This window comes from Superficieibacter sp. 1612_C1, assembly GCF_015234305.1.
Taxonomy (GTDB): Bacteria; Pseudomonadota; Gammaproteobacteria; order Enterobacterales; family Enterobacteriaceae; genus Superficieibacter.
Genome location: NZ_JADGMI010000005.1, coordinates 107,070 through 131,708, shown reverse-complemented (window position 1 = coordinate 131,708; position 24,639 = coordinate 107,070). Strand labels below are relative to the sequence as shown.

The following is a 24,639-nucleotide window of genomic DNA, read 5'->3' as shown; positions in this document are numbered from 1 at the left end:
TTCTCCTTAACAGCAAGCCAGTTCAAAATCGAAACGGTCAGGGATCTGACCATTTTCGCTATCCAGTGGCAAAAAACGGATCGCAAAGCGGCTTTTATGCCCGGAAATTTGCGGATAAAGCTGTCCCTCCAGCGGCAATTGCAGGCGCAGCAGATCGGCATCTTCACCGTTATCCTGATAAAAACCATGCAGGCTGGTTTGCTTGCGGAACGGCGCTGAATTGCGGATCAGATCCATAATTAACGTCAGCGCCTGCTGAAGCGGTTGCAGGCTGATAAGCCATTGTTCAGTCTGTGCATCGCGCTGTTCTTGCGGCAGATGAAGCCAGATATGCAGCGTGGGCAAATCGAAACTGCAACAGCCGCCGGGGATACTCAGACGCTGGCGTACCAGCCCAATCAGGCGATCTTCGCGTAATAGCTGACCCATTCGTGGCGCGGACATCAGCGTACTGCCACAGGCCTTCAGTTGCTGACGCAACGCGTCAATACGATTTACATCTACGCCGGGCACGTCGGCCCATGCCTGTAATTTTTTCTGCTGACGTTCCAGCTCTTTCAACAGTTCCGTACGGACTTCACCGCGTTCGAGTACGTCCAGTAAGTCTCCGACGTTACGAAAAAAATGCAACGCACCCGCATGGTCGGTGACCGGCAGCGCGGCGGACATCTGCTCAATTAAAAATTCAATGCGCAGCCAGGTGCGCATTTTTTCGTTTAGCGGGTGTTCAAAAAGAATGTGCGTATGATGCATTACGATTTTTCCTGTGAAACAGCCTGCGCCGCGAATTTCAAATACTGCGCATGCAGGCGGGCAACGTCCGATGCTATCGCATCAGGCGCGCCGTTGTTATCAATGACGTCATCCGCCACGGCCAGACGCTGTTCGCGCGTTGCCTGAGCAGAGAGAATTTGTTTGGCATGTTCACGCGTCACGCCGTCACGCTGCATCGTTCTTTGCAGCTGGGTTTCACGCGAGACATCCACCACGAGAACGCGATCGGCTTTCTCATAAAGCCTGTTTTCTACCAGCAGCGGCACTACCCACAGCACCCAGGGGGAGGTGGCCTGGCGGAATTGTCGCTGGGTTTCCTGCTGGATCAATGGATGCAGTAGCGCGTTAAGCCACGATTTATCGTCGGGATGGGCAAAAATACGCTCGCGCAGAAGACGGCGATTAAGCCCTCCGTCAGCCGTAAGGATCGACGGACCGAAACGTTCAGTAATGGTATTGAGCGCCTGAGTGCCGGGCTCCACGACCTGACGGGCAATGACATCGGCATCAATCACGTTAACACCCAGCAGGGCGAAGGCGTCCGCAACCGTACTTTTACCGCTGCCAATACCGCCAGTTAACGCTACCGTATACCTCATAAAAGCCAGTCCCGGAATAATTTGATATTCAAAATCAGAAGGTTAAAAAAGGAGAATTCATAGCGAGAGATGATAATTATCTTCCCACCGTTCACCAGGTAAATTTATAGGATTGTAGCGTAAAAAAAGAGAAAATCGCAGTCTTGCGGTAACACTATTAGTGCGTATGATAACGTCACTGGAGTTGCGCTTTTTCTATTGCCCTTAACCCCAGGAACCCTACATGCGTATCGAAGAAGATCTGAAGTTAGGTTTTAAAGACGTTCTTATCCGCCCAAAACGTTCTACCCTCAAAAGCCGTTCCGAAGTTGAACTGGAGCGCGAAATCACCTTTAAGCATTCCGGTCAGAGCTGGTCAGGCGTGCCGATTATCGCAGCGAATATGGATACCGTGGGCACCTTTGGCATGGCAAAAGCGCTGTCCTCATTTGGTATTCTGACGGCGGTACATAAGCACTACACGCCGGAAGACTGGAAAGGGTTTATTCAGAGCGTGTCTGACGATGTGCTGAAACACGTTATGGTCTCTACCGGCACCTCCGATGCAGATTTTGAGAAAACCATTCAGATCCTTAATCTGCACCCCGCGCTGAGCTTTATTTGTATTGATGTGGCGAATGGTTATTCCGAGCATTTTGTGCAGTTCGTCACCAAAGCGCGTGAAGCCTGGCCGAACAAAACTATCTGCGCGGGCAACGTCGTCACCGGTGAAATGTGCGAAGAGCTCATTCTCTCCGGCGCGGACATCGTTAAAGTTGGTATCGGCCCCGGCTCCGTTTGCACGACTCGTGTGAAAACGGGCGTCGGCTATCCGCAGCTTTCTGCGGTGATCGAATGCGCGGACGCGGCCCACGGTCTCGGCGGGCAGATCGTCAGCGACGGCGGTTGCACCATGCCGGGTGACGTAGCGAAAGCCTTCGGCGGCGGTGCTGATTTTGTCATGCTGGGCGGGATGCTGGCCGGACACGAAGAGAGCGGCGGCACCGTAGTCGAAGAGGACGGTGAGAAATTTATGCTGTTCTACGGCATGAGCTCCGAGTCCGCGATGAACCGTCACGTCGGCGGCGTTGCCGGTTATCGTGCGGCAGAAGGGAAAACCGTGAAGCTGCCTCTGCGCGGCCCGGTGGAGAATACCGCGCGCGATATTCTCGGCGGTCTGCGTTCAGCCTGTACCTACGTTGGGGCTTCCCGTCTGAAGGAGCTAACCAAGCGCACGACCTTTATTCGCGTGCAGGAACAGGAAAACCGCGTTTTCAACAGCCTGTAATGCATCTGCGCTGGCGTAAGCCAGCGCAATTACCCCATCCCACTCATGGCATCTCCCAGATGAAAAATGGGCAGATACATCGCCACCACCAGCGTCCCGATAATCACCCCGGTGACAATCAGGAGCATCGGTTCCAGCAACGACGCCAGATTATCCGCCACCGTTTGTGTTTTCTCGCTGTGATGACGTGCGAGATCTTCCAGCATCGTATCCAGCGCACCCGAGGCTTCGCCGGTTCTGATCAACTGAAGGCATAGCGGGCTAAATTCGCCGCTCCTTTCCATGGCCTGCCAGACGGGCGAACCCTGAGTAATATCCTGATGTACCTGACGCAGGACGCGCTGCCAGTAAGGACAGTCCAGCGTCTCACTGGCGCTGTGCAAACCTTGCAAAAAAGCGATCCCGGCGCTTTGAGTCAGCGCCAGCACGCTGAAAATATGGCTAAGCTTTTGTCCGCGGATAAGGCCACCGGCGATTGGACATGCCAGCAGCCATTTCTGCCTGAGTATCAGCCAGCCCGTATGATGTCGTAGCCTGTTCAGGATCCCGAGCGCCAGTACCGGGGCGGCAAAAAGTAACATTCCCCATTGTTGAATAACCTGTGCAAACGCCATTACACCGCGCGTCAACGCAGGCAGCGGTGTATTAAACGTCTGATAGATTGCCGCAAATTCCGGTAACACCCAGCATACCATCGCCATGACTACCGCCAGCGCGAGCGTCAGAATGATAATGGGATAACGTAGCGCCTTGCGGACCTTTGCCGCCAGACGCTGCTGAGCCTCCTGCTGTTCCGCCAGATGAAAGCAACACTGCTCAAGTTTACCGGTCAGCTCACCGGTGCGGATCATCGCCAGCCATAGCGGAGGAAAAGCCTGCGGCCACTGTTTGAGGGCGAGGGAAAACGCAATACCCTTTTCCAGCTCCTGACCGACATTTTGCAGCAGCGCCTGCCATTGTTTACCCGGTTGCTGCTGCGCCAGTAGCATTAATCCCTCTGGCAGCGTGAGCCCGGCATGAAGCAGCGTCGCCAGTTGTCGAATAACGCTGCAACTATGCTCGCGACGCCAGAGAGAGGAGCGTACTACGCAGCGTTTCAGCCCCATCGGCGTGATATGTTGCTGCTGAAACGTCATCAGCGCCGCCGTGCGGTTGGTGTCCCATATGACGCCCTGCTGCATTTCGCCCTCCGGAGTCAGCCCACGCCACTGCCAGAGTTGTTTAACCTTCATGCGGTGTTCCCAGTACGCGCAGTAACTCTTCTACCGTCGTCAGCCCCTGTTCCACCGCCAGACAGCCATTTTCGAATAGCGTGGTCATCCCATCGCGATGCGCCTGCGATTGAATGTCTATCGCACTGTGTTCGCTGGCGATCGCCTGACGCAGCTTGCCCTCAACAGGCAACAGTTCAAACAAGGCTATTCGGCCATAAAATCCGTGATAGCAACGGTCGCAGCCGGTAGCCCGCCAGCGGGGCAGGGGGCGTCGCCAGAGAGAGGAGGGCACGGCGCTATGCTCGCCAATTTGCGTGCGGCAGTGCGGACACAGTTTGCGCACCAGTCGCTGAGCCACCACTAATAACAGCGAGGAAGAGAGCATCCAGCGTGCGACGCCCATTTGTTGCAAACGGACCAGCGCCTCGGTCGTGGAGTTGGTGTGTAATGTTGAAAGCACAAGATGTCCGGTTTGCGCGGCTTTAATCGCAATTTCAGCAGTGTCGCCATCGCGGATCTCTCCCACCATAATGATGTCCGGATCCTGACGCAGAAGGGCGCGGAGAACCTTTTGAAACGTCAGCCCGGCACGCGGGTTGATCGGCGTCTGGTTGATGCCCTCAAGCGGGATCTCTACCGGATCTTCGACGCTACAAATATTCACCTCAGGCGTATTGAGCGACTGAAGCGCGCTATAAAGCGTGACGGTTTTACCGCTACCGGTGGGGCCGGTGACCAGCAGCAGACCCTGCGGCATTTTCAGCGCGTCGCTGAACGCTTTCTCCTGAAGGGCTGTCATACCCAGTTGCCGGATATCCAGCGCCTGCTCTACCTGATGGAGCAGGCGAATTACCACTTTTTCAGCGTATTTACCCGGTAGAGTGGCAATACGAAAGGAAACCGATTTTCCCGTCAGTTCAACCGTAAACTGTCCGTCCTGCGGCATGCGGCGTTCAGCAATATCGAGATTACCCAGTACTTTTAACCGTGCGATGATGCTGGCGACAAGCCCAGGTGGAATAGTCGTCAGTTGATGCAGCACGCCGTCCACCCGCAAGCGGATCCGCATACGATCGGCCAGAGGTTCAAAGTGAATGTCCGAAGCCCGCTGTAAAAGCGCCTGTTCCAGGGCCTGATTAAGTAACTCCACGGCCGTGCCGCTTCCTTCACTCACGGCAGGCAGGTGGCTTTGTGTGGACAGGTGCAGGTGCTGATCCATTTTTTCCTGTGACCAGCATTCAATATCAATCCGTTTTTGTGTGGCAAAGCGCAAGGATTCCAGTAGCTGACTACCGGGATCGCCGACAACGGCAATATTGAGCGTGTCGTCGTCGCTATCCAATAACACTGCGCCATAACGTTTACATAACGCGATGAGCTGTTCCCGTTTCATCTTTGTGTCTCCTTACTGTATATCGAAGCGGAAAACGTCTTCGCAGGCTTGCTGGAGCGCGCTGTCCTGCTGGATATTGCACACCCGTTGCCAGCCCGTTATACCACTGGCATTGTCCCAGCCGGGCGTCATCACCACGCTAAGACCGTTGAGACTCTCCTGCCCGGCGAGGGTGACGATGCCCTGCGCCACGCTCATCTCTGAAACGTAACGGGTCGTGGTCGGTGAGGGAATGCCATTTTTACCACCATCACAGTCGGTTAACCCGCCATGATCCAGCGCGCAAAGCTCAATTGCGGTGCGGTAGGGTATGAAGGTTTGTAGCATGTCGGTTAGCGCGGCTTTGCGCAGGTAGTTTTGATAGGCGGGAATGCCGATAGCGCTGAGGATGGCGATGATGCCAATCACCACCATCAGTTCAATAAGCGTAAATCCTTGCTGTCTGTTCATCGTGTGCTCCTCGGTAAATGCGAGCACTCTGGCAGGGGAAACGCGAGCGGGCGAGTGAGAAAAAACCAGACCTGAAGATGCTTTCAGGACTTTTTAACTGCGTTGCACAGGCGTTACATCGCGCTGCGAGGCGATACGAAAAACGGAACCGAAGTTACTGACATTAAGGGTTAACAGGGGAAACGTCGGGATTGGGTTCCCGGAGGGAGGCCCAACCCGACGGTCGCCCCGATGACTACGGGCTATTTGACATCACTCTCAACCGCTATTCAAAATGAGGAAAAATCAGCGGAAACGCATCGACAAATCCAGCGCACGAATATGCTTGGTCAGCGCGCCAACGGAAATGAAATCCACGCCGGTTTCAGCAAATTCACGCAGCGTTTCGTGGGTAACATTGCCGGAAACTTCAAGCTGCGCCTGCCCACGCGTCCGTTTCACCGCTTCACGCATCAGCTCAGTGGTAAAGTTATCCAGCATAATGATGTCAGCGCCGGCTTTCAGCGCGTCGTCCAGCTCATCAAGATTTTCAACCTCGACTTCAACCGGGACATCCGGATGCAGCCAGAACGCTTTTTCCACCGCCTGACGTACTGAACCGGAGGCGATAATATGGTTTTCTTTGATCAGAAAAGCATCTGAGAGGCCGAGACGATGGTTGGCACCGCCGCCGCACAATACCGCGTATTTCAGCGCGGTACGCAGGCCGGGCAAGGTTTTGCGTGTGTCGAGCAACTGCGTTTTGGTTCCCGCCAACAGATCGGCATAGCGGCGGACTTCACTGGCCACGCCGGACAGCGTCTGGACAAAATTCAGCGCCGTCCGCTCACCGGTTAACAGCACGCGTGATGGGCCATCCAGTTCAAATAACGGCTGATTAGGGACGACGCTATCACCATCTTCAACATGCCAGCTCACCTGAACGTCATCACCTGCAAGCTGAATAAACACCTCTTCAACCCAGCGTTTGCCACAAAATACGCCGTGTTCGCGGGTGATCACCACCGCATGAGCGCGGCTCTCTTCCGGCAATAACTGCGCGGTAATATCGTTATTCGCATCGACCTCGCCACCTAAATCTTCACGCAGCGCCTGCGCGACCGTGGCAGGAATATCCAGGGTAATACGTTGCAGAAGAGCGTCACGTCGATGGTCAGGGTTATAACGGCGTGCGGGCATGATAAAACTCCAAATTGGTAACCAGGCTTGAGGTTGAAACATGCTACTCTGAAGCGCATATTCGCACCACTAATAAGGAGATTCTGTATGTATTTACACGAGGGCTGGCTGGCAGAGGCGCGACGGGTTCCGTCCCCGCATTTCGATTGCCGCCCGGATGACGAGTCTCCTTCTTTATTGGTGGTGCACAATATCAGCCTTCCTCCTGGCGAATTCGGCGGCCCGTGGATCGATGCCCTGTTTACCGGCACCCTCGACCCGCACGCACATCCTTTTTTTGCTGAAATTGTTCATCTGCGCGTTTCTGCCCATTGTCTGATTCGCCGCGACGGTGAAATCGTGCAGTATGTTCCTTTCAATAAACGGGCCTGGCACGCGGGCGTTTCCTGCTATCAAGGGCGCGAAAAGTGTAATGACTTTTCCATTGGTATTGAACTGGAGGGGACGGACACGCAGCCGTATACCGATGCACAATATCAACAGCTGGCCGCTATTACCCGCACGTTGATTAAGCTCTACCCGGCAATCGCCGACAATATGACCGGACACTGCGATATTGCCCCCGGACGTAAAACCGATCCCGGCTCCGCATTTGACTGGGCAAAATTTCGGGCCCTGGTCACTGCCTCGTCAGAAAAGGAGATGCCATGACGCTTTTTACCATTTTGCTGGTGCTGATTGCCGAGCGCTTGTTTAAGCTGGGGGAACACTGGCAGCTCGATCATCGGCTGGAAGTGCTGTTCCGACGCGTCCACCGTTTTTCCATGGCGCGAACCCTGCTGATGACTATCGCCATCATGCTGGTGACGTTTCTGCTGCTGCGCGCGCTGTACGGCCTGTTTTTTAACGTGCCGCTGCTGGTGGCGTGGATCCTGCTCGGGCTTCTCTGCATTGGCGCAGGCAAAGCGCGCCTGCACTATCATGCCTATCTGAAAGCCGCGGCCCGCAATGACAGCCACGCACGCGACGCCATGGCCAGCGAGCTAACGCTGATCCACGGCGTGCCGCCCGGCTGCGACGAACGGGAGTATCTGCGCGAACTGCAAAACGCGCTGCTGTGGATCAACTTTCGCTACTATCTGGCCCCGCTGTTCTGGTTTATCGTGGGCGGCGTGTGGGGGCCGGTGACGCTGGTGGGCTACGCGTTTCTGCGCGCCTGGCAATCGTGGCTGGCGCGTTACCAGACGCCTCATCATCGCCTGCATTCAGGAATCGATTTTATTCTGCATATTCTGGACTGGGTCCCGGTGCGGCTGGTCGGCGTGATTTACGCGCTGATCGGACACGGGGAAAAAGCGCTGCCCGCGTGGTTTGCCTCGCTGGGCGATCGTCACACTGCGCAGTATCAGGTGCTGACGCGGCTGGCGCAGTTCTCGCTGGCCCGCGAGCCGCATGTTGATCGGGTTGAGACGCCGAAAGCGGCGGTTTCAATGGCGAAGAAGACCTCGTTCGTGCTGGTCGTCATTGTGGCGTTACTGACGATTTACGGCACGCTAATCTGATTAACGTGCCGTAGCCGCTTACTCCGTATCCGCAGGCGGGATGCCGAAATCCGGCATCCCGTTTTCCTGCCAGTGAATCAGTTTCAGGCGAGTATGGCGATTGGGATCGTACAGTGGGTCGCCCTCAATCTCCGTGTAATTACGCGCATGATAAACCAGCACGTCATCGCCCTCCGGCGTGCGGGTAAAGCTGTTATGCCCCGGCCCGTACTGGCGATTTTCATAGCTGGTTCTGAATACCGGCTGCGGCGATTTATGCCAGTTCTCCGGCCTGGTCATATCGGCGTTCAGGTCAATCCACAGCAGCCCCATGCAGTAGTTCTCATCCGTGGCGCTGGCGGAGTAGCTGACAAAGAGCTTATCGCCGTGCACCAGTACCGCTGGCCCTTCGTTGACCAGAAATCCCCGGCATTCCCACTCATATTCCGGCTTACTGAGCATCACCGGCTCGCCTTTAATCGTCCAGGGATTTTCCAGTTCTGCCAGGTAGATATTGGAGTTGCCCGCGATCTCCGGCGCTTTTTGCGCCCACAGATACCACTGTTTGCCCTGATGGTGAAAGGTGGTGGCGTCCAGGCAGAAAGTGTCAAACGGCGTTTTGACCTGGCCGCGCTCAATCCATTTGCCGCTGAGCGGGTCACTATCCTCGCAGGTCAGCGCGTACATCCGGTGCTGGAACATCCCGAGTGAATCCAGCGCCTGAGTGTGGGCAGCCGCGAAATAGATCACCCACATGCCGTTGATGTTGTGCAGTTCCGGTGCCCAGATAAGTTCGCACATCGGTCCGGTGGCAGGTTTGCGCCAGACGACCACAGGCTCGGCGCAGCGCAGCCCATCAATGCTGCTGGCACGGCGGATCTCCAGCCGATCGTATTCCGGCACCGAGGCAATAAAGTAATAGCTGCCGTCATGGTGCAGAATAAACGGATCGGCACGCTGTGTAATAAAGGGATTAGGCCAATTTTCCATCAGGCATTCCTTGTTTTTTCAGTCGTTGGCAGTTCCTGATACTCGTTTAGCTCGCGATAGTTAACGCGGCGTTTTTCCAGATCGGTCTGGATCTGCTGCATAAATTCGCGGTTCACTTTCAGCAACCGAACGACACCGGCGGTGATCAAGTAGCCGATACCGGGGATAACGGTAAATAGCAGGACAATGCCGTTAATCGCCGTTGCGCTTTGCGCCTTCGCGCCCGCATCATAACCGTACCAGGAGAGCAGAAAACCCACCATCGCTCCGGCAATCGCCAGGCCCAGCTTCAGGAAAAACAGGTTGCCGGAGAAACTAATACCGGTAATGCGCTTGCCGGTTTTCCACTCGCCATAGTCGTCCACGTCCGCCATCAGTGACCAGTGCAGCGGGGAGGGGATCTGGTGCAGAACATTGAGCAGGAAATAGAGAACAACGATGGTGACCGTGGCGTGCGGATCAAAGAAGTAAAAAGCGCAGGAGAAGATGGCCAGCGCGATGTTGGTCCAGAAGAAGACTTTCAGCTTGCACCAGCGGTCGGTGAGCACTTTCGCCAGCATACTGCCGATCATCATCCCGACCACGCCGAGGCTGATGAACAGGGTAGCAAAATGCGTGCTCTGGCCCATCACCCACGTCACGTAGTACATGGTGGCGGCCATACGGATAAAGCCGGGGCAGACGTTGCACAGCGTCAGCAGTAAAATGCGCACCCACTGATCGTTCTTCCACACGTCTTTCAGATCTTTTTTCAGTTCGTCATTGGTGGGTACCGCCGGACGTACGCGCTCGCGGACCGTGGCAAAGCAGAACAGAAACATGCACATACCGATGAACGCCAGCACGGTCATCGCCATCTGGTAGCCTTTCGCTTTGTTTGCGCCGCCAAACCAGTCGGCCATCGGCAGCAAGGTCAGCGACAGCAGCAGCGTGGCAATGCCGACCATCACAAAGCGATAAGACTGACAGGCGACACGCTCTTTCGGATCGTTGGTGATCACGCTGCCCAGTGAGCAGTAAGGGATATTGATGGCGGTGTAGGTAATCGACAGCAGGAAGTAGGTCACAAACGCATAGATAACCTTGCTGCTGTAGCTCCATTCGGGGGTGGTAAACATCAACACGCTGAACAGCGCGTAGGGGAAGGCCACCCACAGCAGCCAGGGCCGGAAACGCCCATATTTACTGCGCGTCCGGTCGGCCAGTGCGCCCATAATCGGATCGGTGACCGCGTCGATTACCCGGATGGAGAGCAGTAATACGCCGACCAGCGCTGGCGCAAGACCGAAGATGTCCGTATAAAAGTAATTAACAAACAACATGATGGCACCAAAGATGATGTTACATCCGGCGTCACCCATTCCGTAGCCAATTTTCTCTTTTACTGACAGTTTACTCGTGTTCATTGCCAGATCTCTCCCTTGTTAGATGAAGAGAATTATTTGCTGGCTATCGAATAAATGCGTTGCAGGATAGAGGCGCTGATATGGACAAAATCGCTGTTGAGAAGAAAGTGTGAGGAAGATAACACCCCCCACCCGGCAGGGTGAGGGGGAAGAGATTAATGTACTTTAACGGTTCTGGCGCTTTTCTGTTTAAACATATAGCCAATACCGAGCACTATCAGCCATACCGGGATCAGGTAGACGGAAATCGCCATCCCGTCGGTCATCAGCATAATCACCAGCACTGCGGCCATAAACAGCAGGCAAATCCAGTTACCTACCGGATAGAACAGCGCCGGGAAGCGTGGGGTAATGCCCTGCTGATGCTTAGCACGACGGAACTTAATATGCGCCAGACTGATCATCGCCCAGTTAATCACCAGTGCCGAGACCACCAGTGCCATCAGCAGACCAAAGGCCGATTCCGGTGCCAGATAGTTAATCAATACGCACAGCGCGGTCACCAGCGCCGAGACCAGAATGGTGTTTACCGGCACGCCGCGCTTATCCACGCGCATCAGCATTTTAGGCGCGTTGCCCTGCTGAGCGAGGCCAAACAGCATGCGGCTGTTGCAGTAGACGCAGCTGTTATATACCGACAGCGCCGCCGTCAGGACAACCACGTTGAGTGCGTTTGCCACGAAGGTATCGCCCAGTTCATGAAAAATCAGCACGAACGGGCTGGTATCTGCGGTGACGCGGGTCCACGGCAGCAGAGAAAGCAGCACGGCCAGCGAGCCTACGTAGAAGATCAGAATGCGGTAGATCACCTGATTGGTTGCCTTCGGAATGCTCTGCTCCGGGTTATCCGCTTCCGCCGCGGTGATGCCGACCAGTTCCAGCCCACCGAAGGAGAACATAATGATCGCCATCATCATCACCAGCCCGTTAATCCCGTGCGGCAGAAACCCGCCTTGCTCCCACAGGTTACGAACGGTCGCCTGCGGACCGCCGTTGCCGCTGAACAGTAGCCAGCCGCCGAACAGGATCATCGCGACTACCGCGATGACTTTAATAATGGCAAACCAGAACTCCATCTCGCCAAACACTTTCACGTTGGTCAGGTTAACCGCGTTGATGACAACGAAGAACACTGCCGCCGAGGCCCACGTCGGGATTTCCGGCCACCAGAACTGAATGTATTTTCCGACCGCCGTCAGTTCCGCCATCGCCACCAGCACGTAAAGGACCCAGTAGTTCCAGCCGGAAGCGAAGCCAGCAAAGCCGCCCCAGTATTTATAGGCAAAGTGGCTGAACGAACCGGCGACCGGCTCCTCAACGACCATTTCACCCAACTGACGCATGATCAGAAAGGCAATAAAACCGGCGACGGCGTAGCCCAGAATAATACCGGGGCCGGCGGACTGGATAACGGATGCGCTGCCCAGGAACAGCCCCGTACCGATGGCTCCTCCTAACGCAATGAGCTGAATATGGCGGTTTTTTAGTCCGCGCTTCAGCTGGTCGCCATGCTGTTGACCTTCCATCTTGAAACCTCGTGAGTGATGTGGTTGACGCTATTGTAAGTATGTAATTCCGTTTTTTGTATTATTTTGTTTACAGGAGTTGTATCTGAATTGTGCTTATGTTGCTTTCAACTGACACACAATAATGGTATGTGCCGAGGAATGCACCTGCTTTATGCAAGGGCACCGAACAGTTGGGTAAAAAGAAAGCATTTGTAAACCGTTCATCCCACACTCACAGACGAATTATTATCCGTTAAAGCTGGCTAACTTGCTGTTTTAGCTGGCTATATGCTTTGTTTTTTACCTGCTGAATAATGTTCTTAGGCATAGCCACGACAAACTAACAAAATGTAAATGTCAGAACAGATGGAGGTTAATAATGAGGTAGGGTTGTAGCGTAGATATTTAAATAAAATATTCTTAACTGGATAATAATGTTAATTAATAAAAATAGTTTTATTATAAAGCGTTTCTAATTGAATAAGGGATAAGTTTGCCGTTTAATAGAAATAAGGTAAGGATAACCAGAAATAAAATTAAATGAGCGATCTTGTTTATCTGAGAATAATCGGCGAGAAACAGGGTAATATTTCTTCAAGGTCTGGGACATATGAATCGGTTGGCAACCGCTGGCAGGTCGGCCATGAAGATGAAATTTTTGCTTTTGCATTAACCAGTGCACTTACCAGTACCGGTAAAGGGATTAATCTCCAGGGGCTTACGTTTTGCAAGCTCACCGATAAAAGCTCACCGCTGCTCTGCAACGCCATAAACCAGAATGAGCGGTTATTCTTTGAAATTGATTTTTATCGGATCAATAAAACCGGACGCTGGGAACGCTATTATTATATTCAGCTCAGGAATGCTTCATTAACCGCTATTCATGTAAACGTTTCGCATAATAACCTCGATACCGAATATATCACTGTCACCTATGACTATATATTATGTAAACATCTGATAGCCAATACGGAATTTGACTTGCTGGCATTTCCTGCTGGCTACAATAGCGTATTTATCCCCCTGAAAGCCCACCTGCCAGCAATCTTAAACCTGAACCGCTACCGGTTGTTAACCTTCCTCCCTCTCTGCCAGCGGTTACCCCGGTCTACGCCAAATCCTGCCTGAAGGAGAAAGGGTGTACGGATGCCGGAAGGGCAGAAGAACCCGCTGAAAACTTTGGGCAGGTAGCCATTTTTGCTCAGCCAGTGGTTGATGATTGCTGCGGCTATCGGCATCCACATGACACAGAAGACGCGACTTTTCCTCTGGTATTAGGCGGGCCTGCTGCTACTCAGGTCTGGGGCGAATGGTCGCTTAGTGGCGTATTAGGTGTGGCAAGATACGTACCGTATATCGGCACACTGGCATCTGCCCTGTACTCTCCCTCTGCGGGCGAAGGAAGCGACCGTGTCCCCGGACGTGATGAGTTCTGGTATGAAGAGGAACTACGCCAGAAAGCGCTGGCGGGCAGCACCGCCACTACCCGGGTACGTTTTTTCTGGGGAAACGACATTCACGGCAAGCCGCAGGTGTATGGCGTGCACACGGGGGAAGGTACGCCGTATGAAAACGTCCGCGTGGCGAACATGCTGTGGAACGAGGACACGCAGCGTTACGAATTTACCCCCGCGCACGGTGTTGACGGCCCCCTAATCACCTGGACGCCGGAAAACCCGGAATAGGGTAATGTACCCGGGCATACCGGTAACGACAGACCCCCGCTGGGTCAGCCCACCATAGCCTCTTCACTCATCCATCTGTCCTCCGCTTACCTCCTGCTTTATGTTAAATCTACCTCTTCCTGAGTAAACACAACATTTGTGCAAAGTTACATTTCTGAAACGTTATTTCTGTAAGGTTGTTAAAATGTGGCGTGTTTCATGATGTGAGTCAAAACCTGTATAGACATAAGGTGAATACTTTGTTACTTTAGCGTCAAGAATATGAAATTGGTAAGACCAATTGACTTCGGGCAAAAGGCGTAAGACAGGGAACTATGGCCTACAGCAAAATCCGCCAACCTAAGCTATCCGACGTGATAGAGCAGCAGCTGGAGTTTCTCATCCTTGAGGGGACGCTTCGCCCCGGTGAAAAACTTCCGCCAGAACGCGAACTGGCAAAACAGTTCGACGTTTCCCGTCCCTCCCTGCGTGAGGCGATTCAACGTCTCGAAGGAAAGGGCCTGCTACTGCGTCGTCAGGGCGGTGGAACCTTTGTGCAGAGCCGACTGTGGCAGAGTTTCAGCGATCCGCTGGTAGAACTTCTGTCCGACCATCCTGAATCCCAGTTCGACCTGCTGGAAACCCGTCACGCGCTGGAAGGCATCGCTGCATATTACGCGGCGCTTCGCAGCAATGATGAAGATCGCGCGCGAATGAGCGAGCTGCATCAGGCCATCGAACGGGCACAGCAATCGGGGGATCTTGACGCCGAATCCGACGCTGTCGTCCAGTATCAAATTGCCGTCACTGAAGCGGCACACAACGTGGTTTTGCTTCATCTGCTACGCTGCATGGAGCCCATGCTGTCACAGAACGTGCGCCAGAACTTTGAGTTGCTGTACGCGCGCCGGGAAATGCTCCCGCTGGTCAGCAACCATCGTACTACCGTTTTTGAAGCCATTATGGCCGGTGAGCCGGAACGCGCGCGCGAAGCATCGCATCGCCATCTGGCCTTTATCGAAGAGATTTTGCTCGACCGCAGTCGTGAACAGAGCCGTCGTGAACGGTCCATGCGCCGTCTTGAGCAACGCAAGAATTAGTGATTTTTCTGGCAGAACCTGTGCCGGAAGATGTTGTACCAACAGCGCCACTTCTTAGAGCGCGGCAACTAAACGCAGAACCTGTCTTATTGCGCTTTCCGGCGAAAACGCAATGGGACAGGTTCCAGACAAATCAACGAATTAGATAGATAAGGAATACCCCCATGTCAGAACGTCTCCAAAATGACGTGGATCCGATCGAAACTCGCGACTGGCAACAGGCGATCGAATCGGTCATCCGTGAAGAAGGTGTTGAGCGCGCTCAGTATCTGATTGATCAGCTGCTTTCTGAGGCCCGCAAAGGCGGCGTGAAAGTGGCGGCAGGTGCAGGGGCCAGCAACTATATAAACACTATTGCCGTTGAAGACGAACCGGAATACCCGGGCAATCTGGATCTGGAACGTCGTATCCGTTCTGCTATCCGCTGGAACGCGATCATGACCGTTCTGCGCGCGTCCAAAAAAGATCTGGAACTGGGCGGCCACATGGCATCTTTCCAGTCTTCCGCGACCATTTACGAAGTGTGCTTTAACCACTTCTTCCGCGCACGCAGCGAAAAAGACGGCGGCGACCTGGTGTACTTCCAGGGCCACATCTCTCCGGGCGTGTATGCACGTGCGTTCCTGGAAGGTCGTCTGACTGAAGAGCAGATGAACAACTTCCGTCAGGAAGTTCACGGCAAAGGTCTGTCTTCTTATCCGCACCCGAAACTGATGCCGGAATTCTGGCAGTTCCCGACCGTATCTATGGGTCTGGGCCCAATCGGGGCGATCTATCAGGCTAAATTCCTGAAATATCTGGAACACCGTGGTCTGAAAGACACCTCTGAGCAAACCGTTTACGCCTTCCTCGGCGACGGCGAAATGGATGAGCCAGAATCTAAAGGTGCGATCACCATCGCCACCCGTGAGAAGCTGGACAACCTGTGCTTCATCATCAACTGTAACCTGCAACGTCTTGACGGCCCGGTCACCGGTAACGGCAAGATCATCAACGAACTGGAAGGCATCTTCGCAGGCGCTGGCTGGAACGTGATCAAAGTGATGTGGGGCGGTCGTTGGGATGAACTGCTGCGTAACGACACCAGCGGTAAACTGATGCAGTTGATGGAAGAGACCGTTGACGGCGACTATCAGACCTTCAAATCCAAAGACGGTGCCTACGTTCGCGAACACTTCTTCGGTAAATACCCGGAAACTGCCGCACTGGTTGCTGACTGGACTGACGAGCAGATCTGGGCCCTGAACCGTGGTGGTCACGATCCGAAGAAAGTCTACGCTGCACTGAAAAAAGCGCAGGAAACCAAAGGCAAAGCGACTGTCATCCTGGCCCATACCATCAAAGGTTACGGCATGGGCGACTCTGCCGAAGGTAAAAACATCGCTCACCAGGTGAAGAAAATGAACATGGACGGCGTTCGCTACGTCCGCGATCGTTTCAATGTGCCGGTGACCGATGAGCAGGTTGAAAAACTATCCTACATCACCTTCCCGGAAGGCTCTGAAGAGCACACTTACCTGCACGCTCAGCGTCAGAAGCTGAATGGCTACCTGCCGACGCGTCAGCCGAAGTTTACCGAGAAGCTGGAACTGCCTGAGCTGGCGGACTTTAAACCGCTGCTGGAAGAGCAGAACAAAGAAATCTCCACCACCATCGCGTTCGTTCGTGCCCTGAACGTGATGCTGAAGAACAAATCTATTAAAGACCGCCTGGTGCCGATCATCGCTGATGAAGCGCGTACCTTCGGTATGGAAGGTCTGTTCCGTCAGATTGGTATCTACAGCCCGAACGGCCAGCAGTACACTCCGCAGGACCGTGAGCAGGTTGCTTACTACAAAGAAGACGAGAAAGGTCAGATTCTTCAGGAAGGTATCAACGAACTGGGTGCCGGCGCATCCTGGCTGGCTGCTGCGACCTCTTACAGCACCAACAACCTGCCGATGATCCCGTTCTACATCTACTACTCAATGTTTGGTTTCCAGCGTATCGGCGATCTGTGCTGGCAGGCAGGCGATCAGCAGGCGCGCGGCTTCCTGGTCGGCGGAACGTCTGGTCGTACTACTCTGAACGGTGAAGGTCTACAGCACGAAGATGGTCACAGCCACATTCAGTCGCTGACTATCCCGAACTGCATCTCTTACGACCCGGCGTATGCCTACGAAGTGGCAGTCATCATGCATGACGGCCTGGTACGTATGTACGGTGAAGCGCAGGAAAACATTTACTACTACATCACGACGCTGAACGAAAACTACCACATGCCAGCGATGCCGGAAGGTGCCGAGGAAGGTATCCGTAAAGGTATCTACAAACTCGAAACCCTTGAAGGTAGCAAAGGTAAAGTTCAGCTCCTGGGCTCCGGTTCTATCCTGCGTCACGTCCGTGAAGCGGCTGAGATCCTGGCGAAAGACTACGGCGTGGGTTCTGACGTTTATAGCGTCACCTCCTTCACTGAGCTGGCGCGTGATGGCCAGGATTGTGAGCGCTGGAACATGCTGCACCCGCTGGAAACCCCGCGCGTACCGTACATCGCTCAGGTGATGAACGATGCACCGGCAGTGGCTTCCACTGACTATATGAAACTGTTCGCCGAGCAGGTTCGTACTTATGTACCGGCTGATGATTACCGCGTACTGGGTACCGATGGCTTCGGTCGCTCCGACAGCCGTGAAAACCTGCGTCACCACTTCGAAGTTGATGCTTCCTATGTGGTTGTAGCAGCGCTGGGCGAACTGGCTAAACGTGGCGAAATCGATAAGAAAGTGGTTGCGGAAGCCATCACTAAATTCAACATCGATGCAGAAAAAGTTAACCCGCGTCTGGCGTAAGAGGTAAGAGAATAATGGCTATCGAAATCAACGTACCGGACATCGGGGCTGATGAAGTTGAAATCACCGAGATCCTGGTCAAAGTGGGCGACAAAGTTGAAGCTGAACAGTCGCTGATCACCGTAGAAGGCGACAAAGCCTCTATGGAAGTCCCGTCTCCGCAGGCTGGCGTCGTGAAAGAGATCAAAGTCTCTGTCGGCGACAAAACCGAGACTGGCAAACTGATCATGATTTTCGATTCCGCCGACGGTGCAGCTGACGCTGCGCCTGCTAAGGCAGAAGAGAAAAAAGAAGAACCGAAAGCCGCCGCTCCGGCAGCGGCTGCGGCAGCTAAAGAAGTCAACGTACCGGATATCGGCGGCGACGAAGTTGAAGTCACTGAGATCATGGTGAAAGTCGGCGACAAAGTCGAAGCCGAACAGTCGCTGATCACCGTAGAGGGCGACAAAGCCTCTATGGAAGTCCCGGCACCGTTCGCGGGCACCGTGAAAGAGATCAAAATCAACACCGGCGATAAAGTCTCTACCGGCTCGCTGATTATGGTCTTCGAGGTGGAAGGCGCAGCGCCTGCGGCAGGCGAAGCCAAACCGCAGGTGAAAGAAGAAGCGGCCTCCGCTCCGGCAGCGGCTGCGGGCGCGAAAGACGTCAACGTCCCGGATATCGGCGGCGATGAAGTTGAAGTCACCGAAGTGATGGTAAAAGTCGGCGATAAAGTGACGGCTGAACAGTCGCTGATCACCGTAGAGGGCGACAAAGCCTCTATGGAAGTTCCGGCACCGTTCGCGGGCACCGTGAAAGAGATCAAAATCAATACCGGCGATAAAGTCTCTACCGGCTCGCTGATCATGATCTTCGAAGTGGAAGGCGCAGCGCCTGCGGCCCCTGCTGCCAAACAGGAAGCGGCAGCCCCGGCTCCGGCGGCGAAAGCGGACAAACCGGCAGCGGCTCCGGCTCAGAAAGCTGAAGGCAAAACCGAGTTCGCTGAAAACGACGCTTACGTCCACGCAACTCCGCTGATCCGCCGTCTGGCGCGCGAGTTCGGCGTTAACCTGGCGAAAGTGAAGGGCACCGGCCGTAAAGGTCGTATCCTGCGCGAAGACGTTCAGGCTTATGTGAAAGACGCGGTGAAACGCGCTGAAGCTGCACCTGCTGCTGCCGCTGGTGGCGGTATCCCTGGCATGCTGCCATGGCCGAAAGTGGACTTCAGCAAGTTTGGTGAAATCGAAGAAGTTGAACTGGGCCGCATCCAGAAAATCTCTGGTGCTAACCTGAGCCGTAACTGGGTGATGATCCCGCACGTTACGCACTTCGACAAAACCGATATCACCGATCTGGAAGCGTTCCGTAAACAGCAGAACGCCGAAGCCGAGAAGCGTAAACTGGACGTGAAATTCACGCCGGTGGTCTTCATCATGAAAGCCGTTGCCGCGGCGCTTGAGCAGATGCCACGCTTCAACAGCTCGCTGTCGGAAGATGCACAGCGTCTGACGCTGAAAAAATACATCAACATCGGTGTCGCAGTTGATACGCCAAATGGTCTGGTGGTTCCGGTCTTTAAAGACGTGAACAAGAAGAGCATTACCGAGCTGTCTCGCGAACTGACTGTGATCTCCAAAAAAGCGCGTGATGGCAAGCTGACCGCTGGCGAAATGCAGGGCGGTTGCTTCACCATCTCCAGCATCGGCGGCCTGGGTACCACTCACTTCGCGCCGATTGTGAACGCGCCGGAAGTGGCTATCCTCGGTGTGTCTAAATCCGCGATGGAGCCGGTATGGAACGGGAAAGAGTTTACGCCACGTCTGATGATGCCGATTTCTCTCTCCTTCGACCACCGCGTCATTGACGGAGCTGATGGTGCGCGCTTTATCACCATCATCAATAACATGCTGAGCGACATTCGCCGCCTGGTGATGTAATTGAAAAGCCGGCCTGACGGCCGGCTTTTTTCTGGTAATCTCATAAAGATGGTGAGGTTACTGGTGAAAGCGAGTTTTCGTGAACCGTTTGTTGTTTCAAAATTGTTAACAATTTTGTAAAATACGGGCGGATAGAACGTCCCGGTGGATGAAGGGCGACAGTACCTGGACTGCCGGAAATCAATAAGAGGTCATGATGAGTACTGAAATTAAAACTCAGGTCGTGGTACTTGGGGCGGGCCCCGCAGGTTACTCTGCTGCCTTCCGTTGCGCTGATTTAGGTCTGGAAACCGTAATCGTTGAACGTTACAACACCCTCGGCGGTGTTTGTCTGAACGTTGGCTGTATCCCTTCTAAAGCGCTGCTGCACGTTGCAAAAGTGATCGAAGAAGCCAAAGCGCTGGCTGAACACGGCATCGTCTTCGGCGAGCCGAAAACTGATATCGACAAGATCCGTACCTGGAAAGAAAAAGTTATCACTCAGCTGACCGGCGGCCTGGCAGGCATGGCGAAAGGTCGTAAAGTGAAAGTGGTTAACGGTCTGGGTAAATTCACCGGGGCGAACACCCTGGAAGTGGAAGGCGAGAACGGCAAAACCGTGATCAACTTCGACAACGCGATCATTGCCGCAGGTTCCCGTCCGATTCAGCTGCCGTTCATTCCGCATGACGATCCGCGCGTGTGGGATTCCACCGATGCGCTGGAACTGAAATCTGTCCCGGAACGTCTGCTGGTGATGGGCGGCGGTATCATCGGTCTGGAAATGGGCACCGTTTACGATGCGCTGGGTTCTCAGATCGACGTGGTTGAAATGTTCGACCAGGTGATCCCGGCGGCGGATAAAGACATCGTTAAAGTCTTTACCAAACGTATCAGCAAGAAATTCAATCTGATGCTGGAAACCAAAGTGACTGCCGTTGAAGCCAAAGAAGACGGTATTTACGTTTCCATGGAAGGTAAAAAAGCCCCGGCTGAACCGCAGCGTTACGACGCGGTGCTGGTAGCGATCGGCCGTGTGCCGAACGGCAAAAACCTCGACGCGGGCAAAGCAGGCGTTGAAGTGGACGACCGTGGCTTCATCCGCGTTGACAAACAGCTGCGCACCAACGTGCCGCACATCTTTGCTATCGGCGACATCGTCGGTCAGCCGATGCTGGCGCACAAAGGTGTTCACGAAGGTCACGTTGCCGCTGAAGTTATCGCCGGTAAAAAACACTACTTCGATCCGAAAGTGATCCCGTCCATCGCCTACACTGAACCAGAAGTGGCATGGGTCGGCCTGACCGAGAAAGAAGCGAAAGAGAAAGGCATCAGCTACGAAACCGCCACCTTCCCGTGGGCAGCTTCTGGCCGTGCTATCGCTTCCGACTGCGCTGACGGTATGACCAAACTGATTTTCGACAAAGAAACGCACCGTGTGATCGGTGGCGCGATTGTCGGCACCAACGGCGGCGAGCTGCTGGGTGAAATCGGTCTGGCGATCGAGATGGGCTGTGATGCGGAAGATATCGCGCTGACCATCCATGCTCACCCGACGTTGCACGAGTCGGTTGGCCTGGCGGCGGAAGTGTTCGAAGGTAGCATCACCGACCTGCCGAACCCGAAAGCGAAGAAGAAGTAATTCTTCGGATATGAAAAAAAGCGGCTAAATCAGCCGCTTTTTTTATGCGTGTTAAGGACGTTTTGCCGGGATCTGGCCTGGACACCGGTCAGGTATTCGTATCACAGGCAATGCGTTGCTCAGGGCTGCACCTGCTGCCATGAGTCATCCAGCGTAAACTGCGTGATGGCTTGCGCTTTGTTTTCGGTCTCTTCCCCCAGGTTCGCCTGATAAACCCGGTCCTGCATATCCACCATAAAACTCATCACGCCGGTCTGACCCCACGCAACGGGCCAGGCGATGAGCGCCACGCCGCTGCCGCTTTCATCCGACAAAATACGAAAATGATAGCCATGGTAGCCTTCACCCGGCTGAGTATTGCTGAACGCCGGGCCAAGCGGGCTGGGGACCTCGCCGGGCTGAGCCGGCCAGTAGAGCCCGTCCTGCTGGCCTTCGCTGCTGATCAGCTTATGCGCCCACATTTTCTTCTGCTGAAAATAGTCCTGCTCCGCATCCACCCAGGCATGCATTGCCTCAATCGCATCCAGTTCGTTGCGCCCGATGGCGCGGGTGAGAATTTCGTCCGCTGCCGTCGCCATATCAAAATGCCAGCCAGCATCGGTTTTAAGCAGCGGGATCGGCAGTTGCCAGTTTTCATCGCCGACGTTGATATGCGCGGTATTATTCTGCTGCTCAATGTGGTGATTCACTTTCCAGTCGCGCAAGAAACGGGCCACGGCCTGTGGATCGACGCCTTCCGGGGGGAAATAACCCTGCCAGTCTTCACCCAGCAGCTGTTCGAGCGTGGCCTGATCGTGAGAAGAGATCGCTGTCACCAGCGTGTCGGCGGCCTTTTCAGGCGTGCTGAAGGATTGTTGCGCCTGCGCCAGGACGGGCATCAGCAGCATCAGCGCGCCGAGTAGCGTTACTTTTTTCATATTTCCTCCTCTTAATGGCGACGATGTTCTGCGACGCGTTCCCGAATGGCTGAACGCTGCTCATTGCTGAAATGGTTTTCCAGCCTGCGGCTTTCGCTGCCGCGCTGCCGCTGCGATTGCCAGGAAGGGGAGCGGCTATCGTTACCGCTCAGCGCGTTGGCGCGGCGCTGCTGAACGTTGTCACGCAATTGCTGACGCTGTTCCGGGGTTGCGGAGTCCAGCCGTTGCTGAACGTTTTCCCGCCGCTGCTGGCGCTGTTGCGGCGTCGTGGAGTTCAGACGCTGCTGAACGTTTTCCCGCACCTGCTGGCGCTGCTCCGGCGTGGCGGAGTTCAGACGTTGCTGAACGTTTTCCCGCCGCTGCTGGCGTTGTTCCGACGTCGTGGAGTTCAGACGCTGCTGGACGTTTTCCCGCGCCTGCTGGCGCTGTTCCGGCGTTGCGGAGTTCAATCGTTGCTGGAGACTCTCTTTCGCCTGCTGGCGCTGTTCCGGCGTTGACGAGTTTAGCCGCTGCCGGGCATTCTCCCGCAGCTGTTGACGCTGGTCTGGTGTTGCGCTGGCAAGGTGTTGCTGAAGCTGCGTTCTGGCAGCGTCGCGACTGCTGTTACTGGTGTCATACCCCCGGTAGTTATTTCGTTGAGCAATTTGCTCAAGCTGTTTTGAGGCAGCCTGACGCTGCGCATCCCGGCTGATTTTAGCCGAAGGCTGAGCGGTTTTGTTTTGTAACTGTGAAAGCGCCGCTTGTCGCTGGCCCCCGGGGCCAGCCGTTGCGCTTAAACCACCGCTGACATTTACCGGGTGCGCATTATTTATGTAAGGTACGCCATTACGGTAAGCCGGATTATGCTGCCAGATGCGGGTATTGTCGGTCAGATGCTCACCCGTGATCCGGTTGTAGTTATTGACGTTAATATTGATGTTATCGCCATTATGGATATAGCCGTCGTTATGGTAACCGTGATCGTCATGATGGTGGTGGTCATCGTCGTGATGATGATGATCGTCATGATCCCAGTCGATACTGCTGAACAGGGCGTAGGTCGTTGCCACCCCCAGGCTGTAGCCGAAGCCTTTAACAAAGCTGTCGGCAAACTGCTGTCCCGGCGGTGGTGGCAGATAGACGGGCGGATAAGCAGTATTCGGCCAGGTGCCGTAGACCGTGGTCGGGTTGTAGGTGGGAACATATACCACCTGCGGATCGGCGGGTTCGATTTTGATTATTGTCGACGGTGCAGAATGGACTACCGTCGTGGTTCCACTTTTTGCGGGGCTGGTGTTCACTGCGCTGGTAACGGTGGGCTCACTGGTGACTTTCTGCTGCGGCGTCGATTTCAGCGTGCCCGTTTGCTGTGCCAGCGCGCGCAGTTTTTGTACTGAATCCATTACGTCCTGCGGCTGTGCCAGAAAGGCATTGCCCAGATTCTCAACCCACTGTGGATCCTGTCCCATCAGTGCCATCAGCTGTGGGAAGGCAACCAGCGACTTCACGCTGGCATCCCAGGGCTGATTTGCAGCGGCCTGAATGGCGGCATCACCCTGTAACGTTGGGTGATCTTTCGACCACTGAACCGCCTGGACCACGCTTGCCGGGTAGGTAGACGCCATCAACACCTGAGACAGCAGAGCATCAGGATAGAGTGCGATCGGCGCAACCCATTGATCGATTTGCGCAGGGGTAAAGGTTGTCGCAGCAGCCGCGGGAGTAGGGTCCGCAGCAGGCGTTGTTACGATCTCGCTGGTGGTGATCGGCTGGCGGCTTTTCACGTATAACGCCCCGGAGGCCGCAAATAATCCCAGGCTACATGCTAAAGCGATGACGTGTGGCTTAAACGGCAATGTCATTTTTGTCTCCCGGTATCGATTGATACCCGTCAGTAAAGAGAGCCGCGCCGAATGGCGTAAGCAATGGCGGCAGTATATTCTCCGTTCCGATTGTTTTTTGACGTAAACAGGGATCGGGCCTTAACCTGGCGGGATCCGGACAAATTGAGTGTATACAAACATTGCAAGGCCCCTATTTTTGCCCGACAAAAAGCGGATTTTGCCAGCCTTATATCTCTTTTCACGATTCAGCAAATATTTAATGTTGCTTTTTTGTAAACAGATTAACACCCCGCTAAAATCCTGCTATTCTGCCCGTTGCGGTACCGGGCATTTACCCTACAAACTGCTGTCTCACAGGAGCGTGAAGAGAATCGCCCATACACAAAATCATTCAAGATGCGTCAAGGCGGCAAGGGAGTGAAGTCCCAGGAGCGTACATAAGTACATGACTGGGATGAGCGAGCGCAGCCAACGCAGAGGCAGATTGAAGGATGACGTGTATGCCGCAC

The 24,639-nt window shown here is 54.4% G+C and carries 18 protein-coding genes and 1 pseudogene; 8 read left to right on the top strand and 11 right to left on the bottom strand.

Annotated elements, in window-relative coordinates; genetic code table 11:
• Positions 1-6: 6 nt before the first annotated feature.
• Together zapD and coaE are read right to left on the bottom strand one after the other, a co-directional pair.
• Entirely contained in the window at positions 7-753 is a 747-nt protein-coding gene (zapD, locus tag INT84_RS17410) for a cell division protein ZapD (protein WP_194207813.1), read from the bottom strand.
• Positions 753-1,373, bottom strand: a complete 621-nt coding sequence (gene coaE, locus INT84_RS17405) for a dephospho-CoA kinase (RefSeq protein WP_194207812.1) — start codon at positions 1,371-1,373, stop codon at positions 753-755. Before coaE ends, zapD begins: the two co-directional genes overlap by 1 nt.
• A 223-nt stretch (positions 1,374-1,596) precedes the next feature.
• Between coaE and INT84_RS17400 the strand changes: the two genes are divergently transcribed.
• The gene (locus INT84_RS17400; RefSeq protein ID WP_194207811.1) at positions 1,597-2,640 is read left to right on the top strand and encodes a GMP reductase; all 1,044 of its coding nucleotides are present in this window, start codon (positions 1,597-1,599) and stop codon (positions 2,638-2,640) included.
• A 29-nt stretch (positions 2,641-2,669) separates the two neighbouring features.
• Here INT84_RS17400 and hofC read toward each other — a convergent pair whose 3' ends face one another.
• The 4 genes from hofC to nadC all read right to left on the bottom strand — a co-directional run bounded on the left by hofC (position 2,670) and on the right by nadC (position 6,876).
• Entirely contained in the window at positions 2,670-3,872 is a 1,203-nt protein-coding gene (hofC, locus tag INT84_RS17395; RefSeq protein ID WP_194207810.1) for a protein transport protein HofC, read from the bottom strand.
• Entirely contained in the window at positions 3,862-5,247 is a 1,386-nt protein-coding gene (gspE, locus tag INT84_RS17390) for a type II secretion system protein GspE (RefSeq protein WP_194207809.1), read from the bottom strand. Before gspE ends, hofC begins: the two co-directional genes overlap by 11 nt.
• 12 nt (positions 5,248-5,259) lie before the next feature.
• On the bottom strand, positions 5,260-5,697 hold the full coding sequence (gene ppdD, locus INT84_RS17385; RefSeq protein ID WP_194207808.1) for a prepilin peptidase-dependent pilin: 438 nt from the start codon (positions 5,695-5,697) through the stop codon (positions 5,260-5,262).
• A gap of 285 nt (positions 5,698-5,982) precedes the next feature.
• On the bottom strand, positions 5,983-6,876 hold the full coding sequence (gene nadC / locus INT84_RS17380; RefSeq protein WP_194207807.1) for a carboxylating nicotinate-nucleotide diphosphorylase: 894 nt from the start codon (positions 6,874-6,876) through the stop codon (positions 5,983-5,985).
• An 87-nt stretch (positions 6,877-6,963) separates the two neighbouring features.
• Here nadC and ampD point away from each other — a divergent pair, with 87 nt between their 5' ends.
• A complete protein-coding gene (gene ampD / locus INT84_RS17375; protein WP_194207806.1) occupies positions 6,964-7,527 on the top strand; it encodes a 1,6-anhydro-N-acetylmuramyl-L-alanine amidase AmpD in 564 nt (187 codons plus the stop codon).
• A complete protein-coding gene (gene ampE, locus INT84_RS17370; RefSeq protein WP_194207805.1) occupies positions 7,524-8,378 on the top strand; it encodes a beta-lactamase regulator AmpE in 855 nt (284 codons plus the stop codon). Before ampD ends, ampE begins: the two co-directional genes overlap by 4 nt.
• An 18-nt stretch (positions 8,379-8,396) precedes the next feature.
• On the opposite strand, the gene INT84_RS17365 is transcribed toward ampE, so the two are convergent.
• The 3 genes from INT84_RS17365 to aroP all read right to left on the bottom strand — a co-directional run bounded on the left by INT84_RS17365 (position 8,397) and on the right by aroP (position 12,279).
• A complete protein-coding gene (locus tag INT84_RS17365) occupies positions 8,397-9,347 on the bottom strand; it encodes a family 43 glycosylhydrolase (protein ID WP_194207804.1) in 951 nt (316 codons plus the stop codon).
• Positions 9,347-10,753: a glycoside-pentoside-hexuronide (GPH):cation symporter gene (locus INT84_RS17360; RefSeq protein ID WP_370529682.1), complete on the bottom strand. Its 1,407-nt coding sequence runs from the start codon at positions 10,751-10,753 to the stop codon at positions 9,347-9,349. The genes INT84_RS17365 and INT84_RS17360 overlap by 1 nt, the downstream gene beginning before the upstream one ends.
• A 155-nt stretch (positions 10,754-10,908) precedes the next feature.
• Positions 10,909-12,279, bottom strand: a complete 1,371-nt coding sequence (aroP, locus tag INT84_RS17355; RefSeq protein ID WP_194207803.1) for an aromatic amino acid transporter AroP — start codon at positions 12,277-12,279, stop codon at positions 10,909-10,911.
• A 522-nt stretch (positions 12,280-12,801) separates the two neighbouring features.
• Between aroP and tssD the strand changes: the two are divergent.
• The 5 genes and pseudogenes from tssD to lpdA form a co-directional block, all read left to right on the top strand.
• Positions 12,802-13,943, top strand: a pseudogene (tssD, locus tag INT84_RS17350) (type VI secretion system tube protein TssD); the annotation flags it as partial.
• Positions 13,944-14,260: 317 nt separating this feature from the next.
• On the top strand, positions 14,261-15,025 hold the full coding sequence (gene pdhR / locus INT84_RS17345; RefSeq protein WP_103677988.1) for a pyruvate dehydrogenase complex transcriptional repressor PdhR: 765 nt from the start codon (positions 14,261-14,263) through the stop codon (positions 15,023-15,025).
• 164 nt (positions 15,026-15,189) lie between these two features.
• A complete protein-coding gene (aceE, locus tag INT84_RS17340; RefSeq protein ID WP_194207802.1) occupies positions 15,190-17,853 on the top strand; it encodes a pyruvate dehydrogenase (acetyl-transferring), homodimeric type in 2,664 nt (887 codons plus the stop codon).
• 14 nt (positions 17,854-17,867) lie between these two features.
• Positions 17,868-19,769, top strand: coding sequence for a pyruvate dehydrogenase complex dihydrolipoyllysine-residue acetyltransferase (aceF, locus tag INT84_RS17335; protein WP_194207801.1), 1,902 nt, complete (start codon positions 17,868-17,870; stop codon positions 19,767-19,769).
• 196 nt (positions 19,770-19,965) lie between these two features.
• Positions 19,966-21,390 carry a dihydrolipoyl dehydrogenase gene (gene lpdA / locus INT84_RS17330; RefSeq protein WP_176918029.1) on the top strand — a complete coding sequence of 475 codons (1,425 nt, stop codon included), beginning with the start codon at positions 19,966-19,968 and terminating at the stop codon, positions 21,388-21,390.
• A gap of 119 nt (positions 21,391-21,509) precedes the next feature.
• Here lpdA and INT84_RS17325 read toward each other — a convergent pair whose 3' ends face one another.
• Positions 21,510-22,307, bottom strand: a complete 798-nt coding sequence (locus INT84_RS17325; RefSeq protein WP_194207800.1) for a DUF2950 family protein — start codon at positions 22,305-22,307, stop codon at positions 21,510-21,512.
• A gap of 11 nt (positions 22,308-22,318) precedes the next feature.
• Complete coding sequence (locus INT84_RS17320; protein ID WP_194207799.1) at positions 22,319-24,148, bottom strand: DUF3300 domain-containing protein; 1,830 nt, start codon at positions 24,146-24,148, stop codon at positions 22,319-22,321.
• Between the last annotated feature and the right edge of the window lie 491 nt (positions 24,149-24,639).

Coding starts and splice junctions, on each gene's coding strand:
- zapD (WP_194207813.1), bottom strand. CDS start 753: ATGCATCATACGCACATTCTTTTTGAACACCCGCTAAACGAAAAAATG.
- ampE (WP_194207805.1), top strand. CDS start 7,524: ATGACGCTTTTTACCATTTTGCTGGTGCTGATTGCCGAGCGCTTGTTT.
- pdhR (WP_103677988.1), top strand. CDS start 14,261: ATGGCCTACAGCAAAATCCGCCAACCTAAGCTATCCGACGTGATAGAG.
- INT84_RS17325 (WP_194207800.1), bottom strand. CDS start 22,307: ATGAAAAAAGTAACGCTACTCGGCGCGCTGATGCTGCTGATGCCCGTC.
- aroP (WP_194207803.1), bottom strand. CDS start 12,279: ATGGAAGGTCAACAGCATGGCGACCAGCTGAAGCGCGGACTAAAAAAC.
- INT84_RS17400 (WP_194207811.1), top strand. CDS start 1,597: ATGCGTATCGAAGAAGATCTGAAGTTAGGTTTTAAAGACGTTCTTATC.
- lpdA (WP_176918029.1), top strand. CDS start 19,966: ATGAGTACTGAAATTAAAACTCAGGTCGTGGTACTTGGGGCGGGCCCC.
- nadC (WP_194207807.1), bottom strand. CDS start 6,876: ATGCCCGCACGCCGTTATAACCCTGACCATCGACGTGACGCTCTTCTG.
- INT84_RS17365 (WP_194207804.1), bottom strand. CDS start 9,347: ATGGAAAATTGGCCTAATCCCTTTATTACACAGCGTGCCGATCCGTTT.
- ampD (WP_194207806.1), top strand. CDS start 6,964: ATGTATTTACACGAGGGCTGGCTGGCAGAGGCGCGACGGGTTCCGTCC.
- aceF (WP_194207801.1), top strand. CDS start 17,868: ATGGCTATCGAAATCAACGTACCGGACATCGGGGCTGATGAAGTTGAA.
- aceE (WP_194207802.1), top strand. CDS start 15,190: ATGTCAGAACGTCTCCAAAATGACGTGGATCCGATCGAAACTCGCGAC.
- INT84_RS17360 (WP_370529682.1), bottom strand. CDS start 10,753: ATGAACACGAGTAAACTGTCAGTAAAAGAGAAAATTGGCTACGGAATG.
- hofC (WP_194207810.1), bottom strand. CDS start 3,872: ATGAAGGTTAAACAACTCTGGCAGTGGCGTGGGCTGACTCCGGAGGGC.
- coaE (WP_194207812.1), bottom strand. CDS start 1,373: ATGAGGTATACGGTAGCGTTAACTGGCGGTATTGGCAGCGGTAAAAGT.
- gspE (WP_194207809.1), bottom strand. CDS start 5,247: ATGAAACGGGAACAGCTCATCGCGTTATGTAAACGTTATGGCGCAGTG.
- ppdD (WP_194207808.1), bottom strand. CDS start 5,697: ATGAACAGACAGCAAGGATTTACGCTTATTGAACTGATGGTGGTGATT.
- INT84_RS17320 (WP_194207799.1), bottom strand. CDS start 24,148: ATGACATTGCCGTTTAAGCCACACGTCATCGCTTTAGCATGTAGCCTG.